Below are 16,972 nucleotides of genomic sequence, written 5' to 3'. Positions count from 1 at the left end.
TCACCGGGTGCGCCCTGATAGAAATGGTGGACCGGCGGCCGGAGATCGACCGGCGAGGTTGCGAGGAATGCGCACAGCGCGTGCGTCGAGAAGAGGAGTTTCTGTGCCCAAAGGTGTTCCGGACAGCGTCCCCGAGGACGGTCTGACCACTCGGCAGCGGCGTAATCTGCCGGTGCTGGCCGTGCACACCGGGCCGGGCAAGGGGAAGTCCACCGCGGCGTTCGGGATGGCGTTGCGGGCCTGGAATCAGGGCTTCGACGTGGCGGTTTTCCAGTTCGTGAAAAGTGCCAAGTGGAAGGTCGGCGAGGAAGCCGCGTTCCGCACGCTGGGCACCCTGCATGACGAGACCGGGGTGGGCGGCTCGGTCGAATGGCACAAGATGGGCGAAGGCTGGTCCTGGACTCGCAAGCACGGCACCGAGGAAGATCACGCGGCCGCCGCGCTGTCGGGCTGGCAGGAGATCTCCCGCCGTTTGGCCGCCGAACAGCACCGGTTCTACGTCCTCGACGAGTTCACCTACCCGCTGAAGTGGGGTTGGGTCGACATCGACGAGGTTGTGGAAACCCTCACCCACCGCCCCGGCAACCAGCACGTGGTCATTACCGGCCGCGACGCACCGCCTGCGCTGATCGAGGCCGCCGATCTGGTCACCGAGATGACCAAGGTCAAGCACCCCATGGACGCGGGTCGCAAGGGCCAGCGCGGCATCGAATGGTGATGTCCTTCGTGACCGGTGACCGGCCGGCCGGGCTCGCCATGGCCAACGGTGCCGCGCTGCGGCGCGCAGCGGGCTGCGGTGCCGCGGTCGCTGCGCCGATCGCCGCCGGGCAGAACGCGCCGGGAGATCGGCGTCGGCGTGGGGTCGAGGACGGATGTCAGTGGTGAGCGCGCCCGCGGTGGTGATCGCCGCTCCTGCGTCGGGCAGTGGGAAGACCACCCTTGCCACCGGGCTCATCGGCGCGCTGCGGCGGGCCGGGCATCGGGTGGCGCCGTTCAAGGTGGGGCCGGACTACATCGACCCCGGCTATCACGGGCTCGCGGCCGGGCGGCCGGGGCGAAATCTGGATCCTGTTCTGGTGGGCGAGGATCGGGTGGTGCCGCTGTATCGGCACGGCGCGCAAGGGTGCGATATCGCGATCGTCGAGGGCGTGATGGGCCTGTTCGACGGGCGCATCGACGAGAACCGCACCGACGCGATCGCCGAGGGTTCCACCGCGCAAGTGGCCGGGCTGCTCGGGGCGCCGGTCGTGCTGGTTGTCGACGCTCGCGGACATTCCCAGAGCCTGGCCGCCCTGCTGCACGGTTTCGCCACCTACGACTCCTCGGTTCGCCTCGGCGGCGTGATCCTCAACCGCGTGGGTAGCGAACGCCACGAACAGGTTCTGCGCGCGGCGTGCGACCGGGTGGGCCTGCCGGTTCTCGGCGCGCTGCCTCGCATGGCCGAATTGGAAGTTCCCTCACGGCATCTCGGCCTGATCCCCGCCGTCGAACACGGAGCCGCTGCCACGGCTGCGGTCGACGCGATGACGGAACTCGTTGCGGCACATGTGGATCTGCGCGCGATCGTCGATCTCGCGGGTGGCTCGGTGCAGGGTGCCGCGTGGGATCCGGTGGCGGAGTTGGCCGCATCCGCCGAACACCGTGCGAGCGGAACAGAATCGGTGCGCACACAAGCCGAGTTCGAAGGCGGTACCTCGGGACAGGGGCCGTTGATCGCGATGGCGGGTGGGCCTGCCTTTACCTTCGGGTATGCCGAGCACCGGGAACTGCTGGTCGCGGCCGGTGCGCGGGTGGTGGTGTTCGACCCGCTGTCAGACGAACTCCCAGATGGCACTGCGGGTTTGGTGCTTCCGGGTGGTTTTCCGGAGGAGCATGCCGGGCAGCTCTCGGCCAATGAACGGTTGCGCGTCGCGGTGGCCGATGGGGCTGCCAGGGGGTTGCCGATTCATGCCGAGTGCGCGGGTTTGCTCTATCTCACTCGCTCGTTGGACGGTCACCAGATGGCGGGTGTCGTCGATGCCGATGCGGAGTTCGGTCCTCGTCTGACGCTGGGTTATCGGGATGCCGTGGCGTTGCACGATTCTGTGCTGTGGCGGGCTGGGGCGCGGGTGCGCGGGCACGAATTCCATCGCACGCGATTGGTTCGCGCGGGTGCCGAGACTGCCGCATGGGGTTGGCGGGCAATGGGTTCCATGACCGAGGGTGCTGTGGTTCGCCAGGTGCACGCCTCCTACCTGCACACCCACCCGGCCGGGAACCCTGACGCGATCGATCGATTCGTCGCGGCAGCAACAAAATTCGACTCCTGATGGGAGACCAGCCCGCGCACTCCCGCCCAACGGTGGCGGTCGGAGTCGGTGTTCGGCCGGGCGCCGATGCGGAGCGGATCGTTCGTGCTATCAGCGCAGTGGTCGGCACGGCCGGAATCGCTTGCCTGGCAACGCTGGATCGTCGCGCCGACGAACCCGGCATCCGTGCCGCCGCGCAGACCCTCGGCGTGCCCGTGGTGGCATTCACCGCCGAGCAATTGGCAGCGGTGGACGTGCGGCACACTTCCGATCGGGTGTCGGCGGCCGTGGGCACGCCCAGTGTCGCGGAGGCCGCAGCCCTGCTCGCCGGCGGCGGTGAAATCGTCTGCGGCAGAACCATTGTCGAAGGCGTCGTGGTCGCCTCAGCCTCAGCCTCAGCCTCAGCCTCAGCTTGAGCCTGAGCCTCGGCTAATGCCCCAGCCCCGGCCTCGGCGCCTGCCTCGGCTTATGGTCCAGCCCAGCCTGAGCCTCGGATACGGCCCCAGCGTCGGCGACGGTCCGAGCGTCGGCGACGGCCCCAGCGTCGGCGACCGCCCCGCCTCGGCCCCGGTATCTGCCTCGGCTAAAGCATCGGCCTGGCGCCTGGCGCCCCCGAGCATCCTTGGCAGCAATAGGTTTCACCGACAATCAAGAAATCGGAGCCGCCGCGACCTCGTTGTCGCGGCGGCGCCTTTCCTCTCGCGCGAGAGTTCCGTCAAGGGGCGACGGAGGACCAATCGGCGAAACCTGTGGGGTCGTGGCGGCCCATGGAGGCGTGTTCGAACAGGCCCCAGCCTTCGGCGTCGCCGCAGCGGGCGTGGCCGATGTGGTCGATCACGCCGTAGGGGGTGCGGGCGATGATCGACGGGTCGGTGAGGTCGTACGTTGTCGACAGCGACCAGTTCTCGCCCATCCAGTGGCCGTGGGTCCAGTCGGGGTCGGCGCCGTACCCGCAGCCCACGTGCAGGGCGATGCCGGGGCGCGATTCGATCTCGACCTCGAGGGGTTTGCCGTCGGGGGTGGTCATGTCAAGGCGCACCGACTGCGGGTGTCGGGTGCCGGGTTCGTAGGTCCACTGCATGCGCGGCCAGCCCAGTTGTTCTTTGCGGCCGTCGTTCCAGATCCGGACCGCGTTGTTGAGCGTGCGGGTGCCGTCGGGTTCTTCCTGCACGATCACGATGATCGAGAAGTCGGCGAACCGCAGCGGTGCGTACAGCCACCAGAAACCGTCCATGCCGGTGGGGCGACCGGCCGGTTCGGGCTCGCCGGAGGGTCGGATGCCCCACGAGCGGTCGCGACTGCCGGTCCATGCCGTCGGGTCGACCGTGAAGTCGATGCCGTCGACGGCGAGAGTTCCTTCCCACGAACCCAATTGGGCGAAACGGGAGGCCTCGATGATCGGCCGGGTGCCGGACAGGATCAGGTGCGGCTGTTCCTGCACGGCCGGTTGCGCGCCGGTCCAGGTGAGGTCGAAACCGAGGTCGTCGTGCTCGCACACCACCCGCAACTTCCGCAGCGGCTCGAGCACTTCGATCCGATAACCACCCACGGCGGTGTTCAGGTCGCGGGAGGTCAGCGCGTCGGAGAACCGGACGCTGCGCTGGGTCCGGCCGTGCCGCACCGTCGCGAACGCGTCGACCACGCCGAGGTTCGGGTAGACGCCGAATCCGGTGATCAGCATGGTGTCGCCGGCGGGGTCGAAGGCGTTGAAGTAGTAGCGGTCGTAGAAGTTTCGGTCGCTGGTGGCCACGCGGGCCAGCGACAGCGGGGTCTGATGGACCGGGTATTCGTCCAGGGGGACGGGCATGATCGCGGGCATGGTCAGTCCCATTCGTAGGTGCCGTCGAGCAGCGCTTCGAGGCTGAGGCGGTGCATCACGTAGTCGTCGAGGTCGTCGGGCACGGTGTCCTCGCCGAAGTGGATCATCCGGCATTTGATCCGCGCCATCACGATCGCGTGCCGCAGTGCCGCGTAGACGATGTAGAAGTCCAGGTCGCGGACCGAATGTCCGGTCAGCGCTTCATATTTCGCCACTACCGCGTCGCGGCGCATGAAGTCGGGCAGGCCGGGCTGGTCGAAGCGGGTGGCCAGATCCTGGAAGAACCGGTGGATGAAGATGGTCCAACCCAGATCCAGTTCGCGCGGCGCGAATGTCGCCATCTCCCAGTCCAACACCGCAGTCGGGACGAACCCGTCGAACAGGATGTTGCCGGGACGGGCATCGCCCCAGTTGAGCACCTCGGGGCTGGGATCGGCGGGCCAGTGGGCCTCGAGCCAGTCGAAGGCCCGTTCGATCAGCGGTACTTCGACGTCGTGGTCCAGCAGCGCCCACTTGTACCAGTCGCGCTGCGCCTGGAAGTGCCTGCGCAGCGCGGTATCCGGACCGTCGAGCAGCGGAAACCGTTGGGCCACATCGTCAATCGCGTGCACCGCGGCGATCACCTCGACCGTCGCGTCGGCGATCAGCGCGCGCTCGGCGGGGGTGGCATCGAACAGCCAGCCGAAGAACACGTACGGCGGATTGTCCGTGGGCGCGCGGCCCCGCACCTGTTCCATCACCAGGAACGGCGACCCGAACACCGACTCGTCGAGTTCGAGCCAGCGCACCGGCGGCACCGCGACCGCCGACGCCGCGCCGACCCCCGCCATCACCTGATACTGCATCGCCAGGTCATAGGACTCGAACACCGGAAACGAACTGTCCTCCGGCGCCATCCGGACGACGAAGGATCCCTGCTCGGCGCCCGACCAAGAAGCGTCGAAAAGGATTGTGGTGCTGGACATTCCGCCACTGGACGGTTTGCTCAGATTGCTGGTTGTGGCCTCGGCGCCGACCTTGTCCGACAGCCACCGCGCCAATTTCCCCGCCAGCTCGTCCAGATCGCGCTCATTGACCGTGAGCGCCATCCGAACGGCCGGATCCAGATCTTCGGACATCTGCGGGGTACCCCTGTCAGCAAAACTGTAACGTGTGTCACTACTGGGTACCGGAAGACCGCTCGGAATGTAAGTCCCGCGTCGGTGAGTGGGATTGCGGGTTGACAGGACGCGGATCGTGGAGCGCGGAAGCCAGGCGGCAGGCGCGTTCGGGCCGCGTGGACGCACGAACTAGGCTCGGACACTGTGCCGAACACCTCTGACACCGCATCGACCCCGCCCGCAGGCGACCCGAACTACCTGGTCGGGCTCGATCTGCGAGGACGCAGAGTGGTTGTGGTCGGCGGTGGGACCGTCGCGCAGCGCAGGCTCGGACTGCTCGTGGCCGCCGGTGCGGATGTGCACGTGGTGAGTCGAGTGGTCACGCCGGCCGTGGAAGGGATGGCGACCGCGGGGCAGATCAGTGTCGAATTGCGTGCCTATGCCGACGGCGATCTCGATGACGCCTGGTACGCGATGGCCTGCACCGACGAGCCCGAGACCAACGCCGCCGTGGTGGCCGAGGCGACCGCCAAGCGCATCTTCTGCGTGCGCGCCGACATCGCGCGCGACGGCACCGCGGTCACTCCCGCGACCGCCCGCTACGACGGACTGTCCCTCGGCGTGCTCGCGGGCGGCGCGCATCGACGATCCGCGGCCGTGCGCAACGGACTGCTGGAAGCATTGCAATCCGGTGTGGTGACCGATGATTCGGAACCGGTGACCCCCGGCGTCGCCCTCGTCGGCGGTGGCCCCGGCGACCCCGACCTGATCACCGTGCGCGGCCGCAGGCTGCTGGCGCGCGCCGATCTGGTTGTCGCCGACCGCCTCGCACCGCCGGAACTGCTCGCCGAACTCGGCCCGCACGTGGAGGTCATCGACGCCGCGAAGATCCCGTACGGCCGGTCGATGGCGCAGGAGGCGATCAACCTCGCGCTCATCGAGGGGTACAAGGCGGGCAAGTTCGTGGTCCGGCTCAAGGGCGGCGACCCGTATGTGTTCGGGCGCGGGTACGAGGAACTCGAGGCGTGCACCGAAGCGGGCATCCCCGTCACGGTCGTGCCCGGCATCACCAGCCCGATCTCGGTACCCGGCGCGGCAGGCATCCCGGTGACCCATCGCGGCGTCACCCACGAATTCGTCGTGGTCAGCGGCCACGTCGCCCCCGACCATCCCGATTCGCTGGTCGACTGGTCGGCGCTGGCCAAGCTGCGCGGCACCATCGTGCTGATGATGGCGGTCGAACGCATCGACAAGTTCGCCACCGCCCTGCTGGAAGGCGGCCGCCCGGCCGACACCCCCGCCACGGTCATCCAGGAGGGCACCCTGCGCACCCAGCGCGTGGTGCGCGCGGACCTGGCCACCGTGGCCGCACGGGTCAAGGAAGAGGGCATCCGCCCGCCCGCGATCATCGTCATCGGGCCCACCGCGGGCTTCGGAGCCGCGTTCGACCCCCAGCCCTGAGATCGTCGGCCGCACGATCTGGACCTGCGCCCTTATCGGCGTCGTTTACAGTGTTCGACTGTGCTCGAAAACCCCGCTGCCTCGCCGCAGTCCCCCGTGAAGCAGTCGGCCTTCGGGCTAGCCATCATCGTGCTCAGCGGTTTGCAGTTCATGGTCGTACTCGACGGCACGGTGGTGATCTTCGCGTTGCCCCGGTTGCAGGAGGAATTGGGGCTGTCCACGTCCGGCGGCGCCTGGACCGTGACCGCCTACGGCCTCACCTTCGCGGGATTGATGCTGCTGGGCGGGCGACTGGGTGACGTCTTCGGACGCAAACGCACCCTGATCGCGGGCGTCGGACTGTTCACGGTGGCCTCGCTGGCGTGCGGTCTGGCCCAGGGCGAGTTGACCCTGCTGATCGCGCGAGCCTTCCAAGGCGCCGGTGCGGCGATCGCGGCACCGACGGCATTCGCGCTGGTGGCCACCACTTTCGCCCCGGGCAAGGCACGCAACCAGGCGATCGCCGTGGTGGGGTCGATGGCAGGCATCGGCTCGGTCAGCGGCCTGGTGATCGGTGGCCTGCTCACCGAACTGTCGTGGCGGTTGATCTTCCTGATCAATGTGCCGATCGGCGCGCTCATCGTGGTCGGCGCGATCTACACCCTGTCCGACACCGCCCATCACCGGGCGCCGCTGGACATCAAGGGTGCGATCCTGGGCACCCTGGCCTGTGCGCTGGTGGTTTTCGGTGCGACCGAAGGACCGTCGTGGGGCTGGGGCAGCCCGGTCATCGTGGCGTCGCTGATCGCCGGTGTGGTGCTGCTGATCGTGTTCGTTTTCGTCGAACGCAACGAGCCCGACCCGCTGCTGCCGTGGTCGCTGTTCAACAGCCGCGACCGCAACGCGACCTTCCTGCTGATCTTCCTGGCCGGCGCCATCCTCGGCTCGATGACCTTCTTCGTCGCGCAGATGCTGCAGAACTCCATCGGCTACAGCCCCCTGCAAGCCGGCATCGCCTGCATCCCGTTCACCATCGGCATCGGCGTGGGCGGCGCACTGGCCTCCAAGGCGGCGCTGCTGGTCTCGCCGCGCTGGCTGCTCACCGGCGCCTCGGTGGTCCTGGCCGCCGGGCTGCTGTTCGGCTCCACCCTGGACCGGCACATCGGCTACTTCACCACCCTGCTGCCGCTGCTGATCGTGATCGGCTTCGGCGTCGGCATGGCGATGGTCCTGGCACCACTGTGCGTGCTCGTGGATGTGCCGCCGTCGGATATCGGCCCGCTGGCCGCGGTCGGCCAGATGTTCATGAACCTGGCCACCCCCATCGCCATCGGCCTGCTCACCCCCGTGGCGGCCTCGCGCACGCTGTCGCTGGGCGGAGACACCGACATCAAGGTCTCGATGATGAACGGCTCGCAACTGGACGCCCTCACCAGCGGGTACACCACCGTGCTGCTGGTGTGCTTCGGCATGGCGGTGCTGACCGGGGCGGTGGCGTTGACGCTGCGCTTCACTCCCGGACAGCTGGCGCAGGCCCAGCATGTCCAGGAGGAAGCCCAGAACGTCTGAGGGCGGCCGTCAGCGGCTGCGGAAGATCAGCTGGTGCCAGGACTTGTCGGCGACACCGGTGAGTTCGGCCATCACGTGCTTGACGTTGGTGTACTCCTCGAACGAGTAGGCCGACATGTCCTTGCCGAAACCGGAGGCGCCGAAGCCGCCGTGCGGCATTTCGCTCACGATCGGGATGTGGTCGTTGAGCCACACGCACCCCGCGCGGATTTCGCGGGCGGCGCGCTGGGTGCGAAAGACATCGCGCGACCAGGCGGACGCGGCAAGGCCGTAGGGGGTGTCGTTGGCCAGTGCGATGGCTTCGTCGTCGGTGTCGAACGGCAGACACACCAGCACCGGGCCGAACACCTCGTGCTGCACGATCTCCGAATCCTGGGTCGCGCCGGTGATCAAGGTCGGCTCGTAGTACGCGCCCGCGGTCGGCATGTGTTGCGGAATGCGGCCGCCACGAACAACTTTCGCCCCCGCGGTGCGCGCGCGGTCGACCATGGCGACGACTCGGTCGCGGTGGGTGGGGGAGATGAGTGAACCGAGGTCGGTGTCGGGATCGTCGACCGGGCCGATCCGCACGCCGTCCATGAGATCGGCTACGCGAGAAACGAATTCGTCGAAGCGAGGTCGTTGAATGTAGGCGCGGGTGGCCGCGGTGCAGTCCTGTCCGGCATTGATCAGCGCGCCCGCGACCGCGCCTCGGGCGGCGGCCTCGAGGTCGGCATCGTCGAACACCACGAACGGTGCCTTGCCGCCCAACTCGAGGTGCACCCGTTTGACCGCGCCCGCCGCGGTGGCGGCGACCTGCTTGCCGACGGCGGTCGACCCGGTGAACGACACCATCGCGACGTCCGGGTGCGCGACCAATGCGGCACCCGCTTCGCCGCCCGTGCCGGTGACCACATTGATCACGCCCGTCGGAATCCCTGCCTCGACAGCGGTTTCCGCGAAAACGAGTGAGGTCAACGGCGTCAGCTCGGAAGGCTTGAGCACCACGGTATTTCCCGCCGCGACTGCGGGCAGGATCTTCCACGCGGCCATCTGTAGGGGGTAGTTCCATGGGGCGATCGAGCCGACCACGCCGATCGGCTCGCGCCGCACCGAAGACGTGTGCTCACCGGAATACTCCGCTACCGCACGGCCTTCCAGGTTGCGGGCCGCACCGGCGAAGAAGGCGATGTTGTCGATGACGCCCGGTAGGTCGAAACCCTTCGCCAAGGAGATCGGCTTGCCACCGCCACGGCTTTCCATGGCGGCCAGTTCGTCTGCGCGCGAGGACAATACGTCGGCCCAGCGGTACAGGGCGGCCGACCGTTCGGCAGGCGCCGAACCCGACCAGGCAGGAAATGCCGCTCGGGCCGCGGCTACGGCATCGTCGACGTCGGCGGTGGACGCGGCCGCACCGGTCGCGATCAGGGCACCGGTGGCAGGCTCGGTGATCGTCAACTGTTCGCCGCGTCCGGGGCGTCGTTCGCCGCCGATGTACTGCAACATCACGTCGTTCATGAATCGGGACTCCACTGAGAAGGCCGCCGAACCTGCTCGGCGACAACGAAGTTGGATGCGCGAAGCCGGGCTCGGCGACTATCTCCGAGCCCGGCCGCGTGGTTCGCCGATCAGCTCGACGCCCCCTCGACGGTGTGCGCGTCGGCCACCGTCAGCGCCTGATCGAGAATGGCCAGTCCTTCCTTCGCCTCGGCCTCGGTGATCACGCACGGCGGGACCACGTGCAGGCGGTTGAAGTTCACGAACGGCAGCATCCCGCCGGCGCGGCAGGCGCCGATCAGTTCGTTCATCGCGGGGCTGGTGCCGCCGTAGGGCGCCAGGGGTTCGCGGGTGGTGCGGTCGCGGACCAGCTCCAGGGCCCAGAACACGCCGAGACCGCGGACTTCGCCGATGCTGGGATGGCGTTGGGCCAGTTCGCGCAGGCCGGGGCCGATGACGTTCGCGCCGATGTCCGCGGCGTTGTCGACGATGCCTTCTTCGGTCATCGCGTTGATCGTCGCGACGGCCGCGGCGGTGGCGAGCGGATGGCCCGAATAGGTGAGCCCGCCGGGGTAGGGGCGGTCGGCGAAGGTGGCCGCGATCGCCGCACTGATGGCCACACCGCCGAGCGGGACATAGCCCGAGTTCACGCCCTTGGCGAAGGTGATCAGATCGGGGACGACATCGAAATGCTCGATGGCGAACCACTTTCCGGTCCGGCCGAAGCCCGACATCACCTCGTCGGCGATGAACACGATGCCGTGCTTGTCGCACAGTTCGCGCACCCCGCGCATGTACCCCGGGGTCGGCACCATGATGCCGGCGGTGCCAGGCACGGATTCCAGGACGATCGCGGCGATGGTGGCCGGACCCTCCATTTCGATGGTGCGCTGCAGGTGGGCCAACGCCCGTTCGGTTTCCTGGGCCTCGTCGGTGGCGTGGAATTCCGAGCGATACAGGAACGGGCCGAAGAAGTGCACGGTCCCGGTGTTGCCGCGGTCGTTGGGCCAGCGACGCGGGTCGCCGGTGACGTTCACCGCGGTCTCGGTGCCGCCATGGTACGAGCGGTAGCGCGACAGCACCTTGTAGCGGCCGGTGTGCAGGCGCGCCATGCGCACGGCGTGCTCGATCGCGTCGGCGCCACCATTGGTGAAGAAGATGGTGTCCAGGTCGCCGGGGGTGCGTTCGCTGATCAGGCGAGCCGCTTCCGAACGGGCGTCATTGACGAATTGCGGTGCGACCGTACACAGTTTGGCCGCCTGCTCCTGGATCGCGGCCACGACCTTCGGATGCTGATGGCCGATATTGGTGTTCACCATCATCGACGAGAAGTCGAGCAGGCGGTTGCCCTCGCCGTCCCACACGTAGCAACCCTCAGCCGCGGTGAGCACTGTCGGCGTCAAAGCCGCTTGCGCGGACCAGGAATGGAAGACATGGCGGCGGTCGAGCTCGTAAGCCCGAGCGGCTTCTTCAGAAAGCATTGATGTCTCCTCGAGTCACTTGTTCTGCGGGAAGCCGAGTTCCAGGCCGCCGTGGCTGGGGTCGAGCCAGCGCGTGGTGACCGCCTTGGTGCGGGTGAAGAAGTGCACGCCGTCGGTGCCGTGCGCGTGCGAGTCGCCGAACAGCGAGTTCTTCCAACCACCGAAACTGAAGTAGGCCATGGGAACTGGGATCGGCACGTTGATGCCGACCATGCCGACCTCGACCTCGTGCTGGAATCTACGTCCCGCGCCGCCGTCGTTGGTGAAGATGGCGGTGCCGTTGCCGTAACGGTTCGCGTTGATCAGCGCCACGGCCTCCTCGTAGGTGTCCACGCGCACGACCGACAGCACGGGGCCGAAGATTTCGTCGGTGTACACGCTCATCGTGGGGGTGACATTGTCGAGAATCGTTGGGCCGAGCCAGAATCCGTCCGGCGCACCTTCCACGGTCAGACCGCGGCCGTCGAGAACCACACTCGCACCGGCGGTTTCGCCCGCGTCGATGTATTCCGCCACGCGATCACGGTGGGCGAGGGTGATCAGCGGGCCCATCTCGGCGCCGCTGGTGCCGTCACCGGTGACAATGCTCGACGCCCGCTCGCTGATCTTGGCTACGAGCTCGTCGGCCACCCCGCCCACGGCGACGACCACACTGATCGCCATGCACCGCTCGCCCGCCGACCCGAAACCGGCGTTCACGGCGGCATCGGCGGCCAGATCCAGATCGGCGTCGGGCAGCACCACCATGTGGTTCTTAGCCCCGCCCAGCGCCTGCACGCGCTTACCCGCCGCGGTGCCGCGCTGGTAGACGTACTTGGCGATCGGGGTCGAGCCCACGAACGAGATCGCCTTGATCCCCGGGTTGTCCAGGAGTTCGTCGACGGCGACCTTGTCACCCTGCACCACATTGAACACACCGTCGGGCAGGCCTGCCTCCTGCCACAGCCGAGCCAACCACAGCGCCGCCGACGGATCCTTCTCGCTCGGCTTGAGCACCACCGTGTTGCCCGCGCCGATGGCCAGCGGGAAGAACCACATCGGCACCATCGCCGGGAAGTTGAACGGTGCGATGATCGCGACCGGGCCCAGCGGCTGGTGGATCGAGTAGATGTCGACATCGGTCGAGGCGTTCTCGGTGAACCCGCCCTTGAGCAGATGCGGTATGCCACAGGCGAATTCGACCACCTCGAGACCGCGGGTCACCTCGCCCAGCGCATCGGAGGCGACCTTGCCGTGCTCGGCGGTGATGATCGCGGCCAGGTCGGCCTTGCGCTCGGACAGCAGCTCGCGGAAGCGGAACAGCACCTGCGTGCGGCGGGTGAGCGAGGTGTCACGCCAGGACGCGAACGCCATCGTCGCGGCGTCGATGGCGGCGCGGGTATCGGCCACGTTCGCCAGGGCCAGCTCGCCGGTGACGACGCCGGTGGCCGGGTTCGTCACCGGCGCGGTGGACTCACTGGTGCCGTTGACCGACTTGCCGTCGATCCAGTGGCCGATGGACTGCATGAGTGCCTCGTTTCGCTCCGGGTGATGTGGTGCTTCCACCATGGACTATCGGAGGGCGCACAGTGTCGGACGATCTGTACATAATTCCGAGTTCCATATTACGATTCGTCGGGTGTTGTTGACTGTGGCCGATGTACTCGCGATGCCGGTGGTGCAAGCCGGACAACCCGAGGTCATCTGTGCCGCGAACCTCGGGCGGGCGGTGCGCTGGGTGCACGTCAGCGACCAGGCCGCGGTCGCCGATGTGCTGGTCGGTGCCGAGTTGATCCTGACCACCGGGCAGGCGCTGGCCGCACCGGAACAGGCGCGGATCACCTATCTGCGATCGTTGGCGGCAGCGGGAGTGTCGGGGCTGGTCGTCGAACTCGGCAGCTATGTGAGTGAGCTCGGTCCGGTCGTGGCCGCCACGGCCGCCGAACTCGGGATGCCGGTGATCGCGCTGCATCGGGTGACCCGTTTCGTGGAGATCACCGAAGCCGTGCACCGTGCGATCGTGGCCGATCAATACGCCGAGCTCGAATTCGCGCGCACCGTGCACGAGACCTTCACCGAGCTGAGCGTGCGCCGGGCCGCGTTGGCCGAGATCGTGAAGACCGCGGCGAGCATGCTCGATGCCTCGGTAGTGCTCGAGGATCTCGCGCACCGGGTGCTGGCCGCCACCGCTCGTCACACGAGTTCGGCTGCGCTGCTGGATAATTGGGAGTCCCTCTCGCGGATGCTCGCGAGCGGGCCGGGCGTCGTCGCTGTCGGCCCGCACACCCAGCGGTGGGGCAGGCTGATCCTGCGCTCGGAACGAGTCCAGACACCGCGCGCGACCATGGTGCTCGAACGCGCCGCGCAGACCCTGACCCTGCACCGGATGATCGACAAGGACCGCTTCGGACTGCATCGCCAAGCCCAGACCGGGCTCATCGACGACCTGGTGGACGGCCGCGTGATCGACGAGAACGACGCTCAGGCGCGCGCCGCCGCGTTGGGACTGGCGCGTCGGGCCCGCTACGTTCCGCTGTCCATCGAGCTCGAGACCACCGCCGAAGACGACCCGGTGTCGGCGCAACGGCGCAGCGCCTCGATCGTGGAAGCGGTGACGCACGGGCTCGGGCTCGCGGACGCGTCGGCGCTCAGTGCGCTGGAACATCGGCCCGCCGTGCGCCCCGCGCCTGCCGTCGGGCGGCCGGCGAACCGCAGAATCGCGGCTGACGGCGATCGTGTCGCGGTGATCCTCGCTGTCGCGCGCGGTGCGAACCTCGACGAACACCTGCGATCGGTGTGTGCCACGGTGCTGGCGGAAGTCCTGCGCGTGGACGGCGTGCGCCGGGCGGTGGTCGGACTCGGCGCCGACTCGGATTCACTGCTGGACACCGCGCACCAACTCGCGCACGCGGCCGGGGTCGCGGCCGTCGCCCTGTCGATGCGCGGGGTGGTGGTCCGCCCGTTCTATCGCAGCGCCGACATCCGATTGCGTGGCCTGCTCTCGCTGATCCGTGACGAACCCGGCGTGCAGAGCTTCGCCGAAACCGAACTCAGCGCGCTGCTGCGCTACGACATCCGCCACGCCGCCGACCTCACCGGCACCCTGCGCCGCTTCCTCGAACTGGCAGGCAACAAAACCGAACTCGCCAAAACCCTCAACATCAGCCGCCCCACCCTCTACGACCGCCTCGCCCGCATCGAACGGATCCTGGCAGTGGACCTCGACGACGGTGAATCCCGCACCTCGCTGCACACCGCCCTGCTGATCCGCGAGCTCACCGCGGGCGACAAACTGTAAGTAGCAAGGGCTTTCGGCCCGCAGTCCGTCAAGAATGTGACGTGGATCATATTGTTGGTGCGTCTCGGTAACCCCGTTTCATATCCGCGCAATATTCCCGGACCCACAATCCTCACCAGGTCAATTGACCAGTGATGAGGGAGTTTTCAGATGGAATCGACATCGCCATCCACCGCCACCGAGCCCACCGAGAAGGCGGTTTCGCGGCTCAAACCGAACGCGATCGGTCTGCTCGGCGTGGTCTTCATGGCCGTGGCCACCGCCGCACCGATCACCGCGATGACCGGCAACGTGCCGTTCATGGTGTCGTCGGGCAGCGGAATCGGCACGCCTGCAGCATTTCTCATCGCCATGGTGGTGCTGGCGATCTTCTCCGTCGGCTTCACCGCCATGTCGCGGCACATCACCGCGACCGGCGCGTTCTACGGGTTCATCTCCTACGGCCTCGGCAGACGAGTCGGGCTGTCGGCCGGACTGCTCGCCGCCTTCGCCTACATGGTCTTCGAGCCGTCGCTGATCGGCATCTTCTCCAGTTTCGCCACCAATACGGTGAGTGACCAACTAGGACTGGACATTCCGTGGTGGGTCTTCGCCATCGCGATGCTGGCGATGAACGCGATCGGCACCTGGTTCGGCGTCGCGGTCGCGGAGAAGATCCTGATCGTGCTGCTGGTCACCGAAGTGGCGGTGCTCGCCGCGATGGGAATCGGCGTGGCGATCAATGGTGGTGGGCCGGACGGGTTTTCGCTGGCACCGCTGAACCCGATCAACGCGTTCACCGGCGTCTCGGCGGGCCTTGGCCTGTTCTTCGCGTTCTGGTCGTGGGTCGGTTTCGAATCCACCGCCATGTACGGCGAGGAATCGCGCGACCCCAAGCGGATCATCCCGAAGGCCACGATGCTGGCCGTGCTCGGCGTCGGTGTGTTCTACGTGTTCGTGTCGTGGATGGCGATTCTGGGCAACGGCCTGGACGGTGCGCAGGCGCTGGCCGCCTCGGCGAGCCCGGCCGACCTGTTCTTCAACCCGACGCAACATTACGTCGGGCAGTGGGCGGTTGTGGCCATGCAGTGGCTGATGGTCACCGGGTCGCTGGCCTGCGGCATGGCCTTCCACAACTGCGCGGCCCGCTACCTCTACGCCCTCGGACGCGAAGGCGTGCTGCCCGTATTGCAGCGCACCATCGGCCGCACCCACCCCGGTCACGGCTCCCCGCACATCGCCGGGCTCGTGCAGACCGGGTTCGCCGCCGCGCTGCTGCTGGCCTTCGGCCTCGCGGGCAAAGACCCGTACACGGGCACCTACACGCTGCTCGCGATCCTGGGCACCACCGCGATCCTGGTCGTGCAGGCCACCTGCTCGTTCGCGGTACTGGCCTACTTCCGCACCCACCATCCCGAGAGCAAGCACTGGTGGCGCACCTTCACCGCACCGCTGATCGGCGGCATCGCGATGCTCGGTGTGGTGGCGTTGCTGGTGGTCAATATGGACACCGCGGCCGGTGCCGAAGCGGATTCGCTGGTGCTGTGGGCCAGTCCGTGGATCGTGGCGGTGATCGCGATCGCCGGGTTCGCCTACGCCCAGTATCTGAAACAGCGCGCGCCGGAGAGGTATGCGTTGTTGGGGCGCACGGTGCTCGAGGAGTCGCACGAACGCTGACGAACACGGAACCCGGAAGATCTTTCCGGGTTCCGTTCGTCGTATCGAGCTGTGCGGCAGTGACATTGGGAAAGGGGGGTTGTGGGGGCGGGGGTGGGCGACGAAACTTTGGGGATGAGCGCGTTGTCGGAGGACCTGTTGCAGCGGTGGATCGCGTTGGCCGGGGGCGATGCCGCGCGCAGCGGTGCCGGTGTGATCGGGCGATATGAGGAACCGCATCGGCGGTATCACACCACCACTCACCTGGCGGTGATGCTCGCGGCGATCGATGAGTTGGCCGAGGCGGCAGACGATATCGATGCGGTGCGGTACGCGGCGTTCTTCCACGACGCGATCTACGCGGTTGCGCGCGCCGACAACGAGGAGCACAGCGCCGATCTGGGGCGCGATGTTCTCGAATCACTGGGTGCCCCACCGGAATTGGTCGACGAGGTCGTGCGGCTGGTCGTGCTGACGCGTGGGCACAAGCCGCAGCCCGGTGATGCGAACGGTGCCGTGCTCTGTGATGCCGACCTGGTCGTTCTCGGCGGAACTGCCGAGGAATACGCCGCCTACACCGTCGCGATCCGCGCCGAATACGCGCACGTGCCCGATGACCTGTTCCGGGCCGGCCGCGCCTCGGTGTTGCGCAATCTGGCCGACCAGCCCCGCCTGTTCCGCACCGACCTCGCCCACGACCGCTACGAGGCGATTGCCCGCGCCAACCTCGCGGCGGAACTCGCCGAACTCGCCGCCGCAATCGGCTGACGGCCTGGATCTCACCGGCATAATCACGCACTTCGACGTCTTCGAGTCAGATATCTGATCGGAACGAGGCCGAGTGCGTGATTATGCCGGTCCGACAAGCTTGACAGGCAAGTCAGCGC

14 protein-coding genes are annotated in these 16,972 nt (G+C 67.7%); 9 read left to right on the top strand and 5 right to left on the bottom strand.

Translation table 11 applies throughout. The features are described from left to right. Positions 1 to 103: 103 nt before the first annotated feature. The 4 genes from cobO to ACFWU5_RS00900 are packed head-to-tail and all read left to right on the top strand — an operon-like array spanning position 104 to position 2,704. Complete coding sequence (cobO, locus tag ACFWU5_RS00915; protein ID WP_379265692.1) at positions 104 to 718, top strand: cob(I)yrinic acid a,c-diamide adenosyltransferase; 615 nt, start codon at positions 104 to 106, stop codon at positions 716 to 718. A gap of 8 nt (positions 719 to 726) precedes the next feature. Continuing rightward, entirely contained in the window at positions 727 to 885 is a 159-nt protein-coding gene (locus tag ACFWU5_RS00910) for a hypothetical protein (RefSeq protein ID WP_379240776.1), read from the top strand. Continuing rightward, positions 873 to 2,309 (top strand): cobyrinate a,c-diamide synthase, encoded by a 1,437-nt coding sequence (locus ACFWU5_RS00905; protein ID WP_379265691.1) that lies wholly within the window; start codon positions 873 to 875, stop codon positions 2,307 to 2,309. The genes ACFWU5_RS00910 and ACFWU5_RS00905 overlap by 13 nt, the downstream gene beginning before the upstream one ends. Beyond that, positions 2,309 to 2,704 carry a cobalamin biosynthesis protein gene (locus ACFWU5_RS00900; RefSeq protein ID WP_379265690.1) on the top strand — a complete coding sequence of 132 codons (396 nt, stop codon included), beginning with the start codon at positions 2,309 to 2,311 and terminating at the stop codon, positions 2,702 to 2,704. The genes ACFWU5_RS00905 and ACFWU5_RS00900 overlap by 1 nt, the downstream gene beginning before the upstream one ends. A 299-nt stretch (positions 2,705 to 3,003) precedes the next feature. Here ACFWU5_RS00900 and ACFWU5_RS00895 read toward each other — a convergent pair whose 3' ends face one another. Further along, positions 3,004 to 4,119, bottom strand: a complete 1,116-nt coding sequence (locus ACFWU5_RS00895; RefSeq protein WP_379265689.1) for a hypothetical protein — start codon at positions 4,117 to 4,119, stop codon at positions 3,004 to 3,006. Beyond that, positions 4,110 to 5,225, bottom strand: coding sequence for a phosphotransferase family protein (locus ACFWU5_RS00890; protein ID WP_379265688.1), 1,116 nt, complete (start codon positions 5,223 to 5,225; stop codon positions 4,110 to 4,112). The genes ACFWU5_RS00895 and ACFWU5_RS00890 overlap by 10 nt, the downstream gene beginning before the upstream one ends. A 186-nt stretch (positions 5,226 to 5,411) precedes the next feature. On the opposite strand from ACFWU5_RS00890, the gene cobA reads away from it, so the two are divergent. Both cobA and ACFWU5_RS00880 read left to right on the top strand, forming a co-directional pair. Beyond that, on the top strand, positions 5,412 to 6,668 hold the full coding sequence (gene cobA / locus ACFWU5_RS00885; protein ID WP_379265687.1) for a uroporphyrinogen-III C-methyltransferase: 1,257 nt from the start codon (positions 5,412 to 5,414) through the stop codon (positions 6,666 to 6,668). A 60-nt stretch (positions 6,669 to 6,728) separates the two neighbouring features. Next, positions 6,729 to 8,216: an MFS transporter gene (locus ACFWU5_RS00880; protein WP_379265686.1), complete on the top strand. Its 1,488-nt coding sequence runs from the start codon at positions 6,729 to 6,731 to the stop codon at positions 8,214 to 8,216. Between the two features lie 9 nt (positions 8,217 to 8,225). Here the strand turns inward: ACFWU5_RS00880 and ACFWU5_RS00875 are convergent, their stop codons facing one another. The 3 genes from ACFWU5_RS00875 to ACFWU5_RS00865 all read right to left on the bottom strand — a co-directional run bounded on the left by ACFWU5_RS00875 (position 8,226) and on the right by ACFWU5_RS00865 (position 12,679). After that, positions 8,226 to 9,713, bottom strand: a complete 1,488-nt coding sequence (locus tag ACFWU5_RS00875) for a gamma-aminobutyraldehyde dehydrogenase (RefSeq protein WP_379265685.1) — start codon at positions 9,711 to 9,713, stop codon at positions 8,226 to 8,228. Positions 9,714 to 9,823: 110 nt separating this feature from the next. Next, positions 9,824 to 11,173: an aspartate aminotransferase family protein gene (locus ACFWU5_RS00870; protein WP_379240784.1), complete on the bottom strand. Its 1,350-nt coding sequence runs from the start codon at positions 11,171 to 11,173 to the stop codon at positions 9,824 to 9,826. Positions 11,174 to 11,188: 15 nt separating this feature from the next. Then, positions 11,189 to 12,679, bottom strand: a complete 1,491-nt coding sequence (locus tag ACFWU5_RS00865; protein ID WP_379265684.1) for a CoA-acylating methylmalonate-semialdehyde dehydrogenase — start codon at positions 12,677 to 12,679, stop codon at positions 11,189 to 11,191. Positions 12,680 to 12,791: 112 nt separating this feature from the next. On the opposite strand from ACFWU5_RS00865, the gene ACFWU5_RS00860 reads away from it, so the two are divergent. The 3 genes from ACFWU5_RS00860 (at position 12,792) to ACFWU5_RS00850 (ending at position 16,853) form a co-directional block, all read left to right on the top strand. Beyond that, positions 12,792 to 14,450, top strand: coding sequence for a PucR family transcriptional regulator (locus tag ACFWU5_RS00860; RefSeq protein ID WP_379265683.1), 1,659 nt, complete (start codon positions 12,792 to 12,794; stop codon positions 14,448 to 14,450). 150 nt (positions 14,451 to 14,600) lie between these two features. Next, entirely contained in the window at positions 14,601 to 16,106 is a 1,506-nt protein-coding gene (locus tag ACFWU5_RS00855; protein WP_379265682.1) for an APC family permease, read from the top strand. A 114-nt stretch (positions 16,107 to 16,220) separates the two neighbouring features. Further along, entirely contained in the window at positions 16,221 to 16,853 is a 633-nt protein-coding gene (locus ACFWU5_RS00850) for a metal-dependent phosphohydrolase (protein WP_379265681.1), read from the top strand. Positions 16,854 to 16,972 lie beyond the last annotated feature (119 nt).

It is taken from the genome of Nocardia sp. NPDC058640 (assembly GCF_042716995.1).
Taxonomy (GTDB): domain Bacteria; phylum Actinomycetota; class Actinomycetes; order Mycobacteriales; family Mycobacteriaceae; genus Nocardia.
The sequence above is the reverse complement of the archived record's forward strand: the minus strand, read 5'-3'. Positions and strand labels throughout refer to the sequence as shown.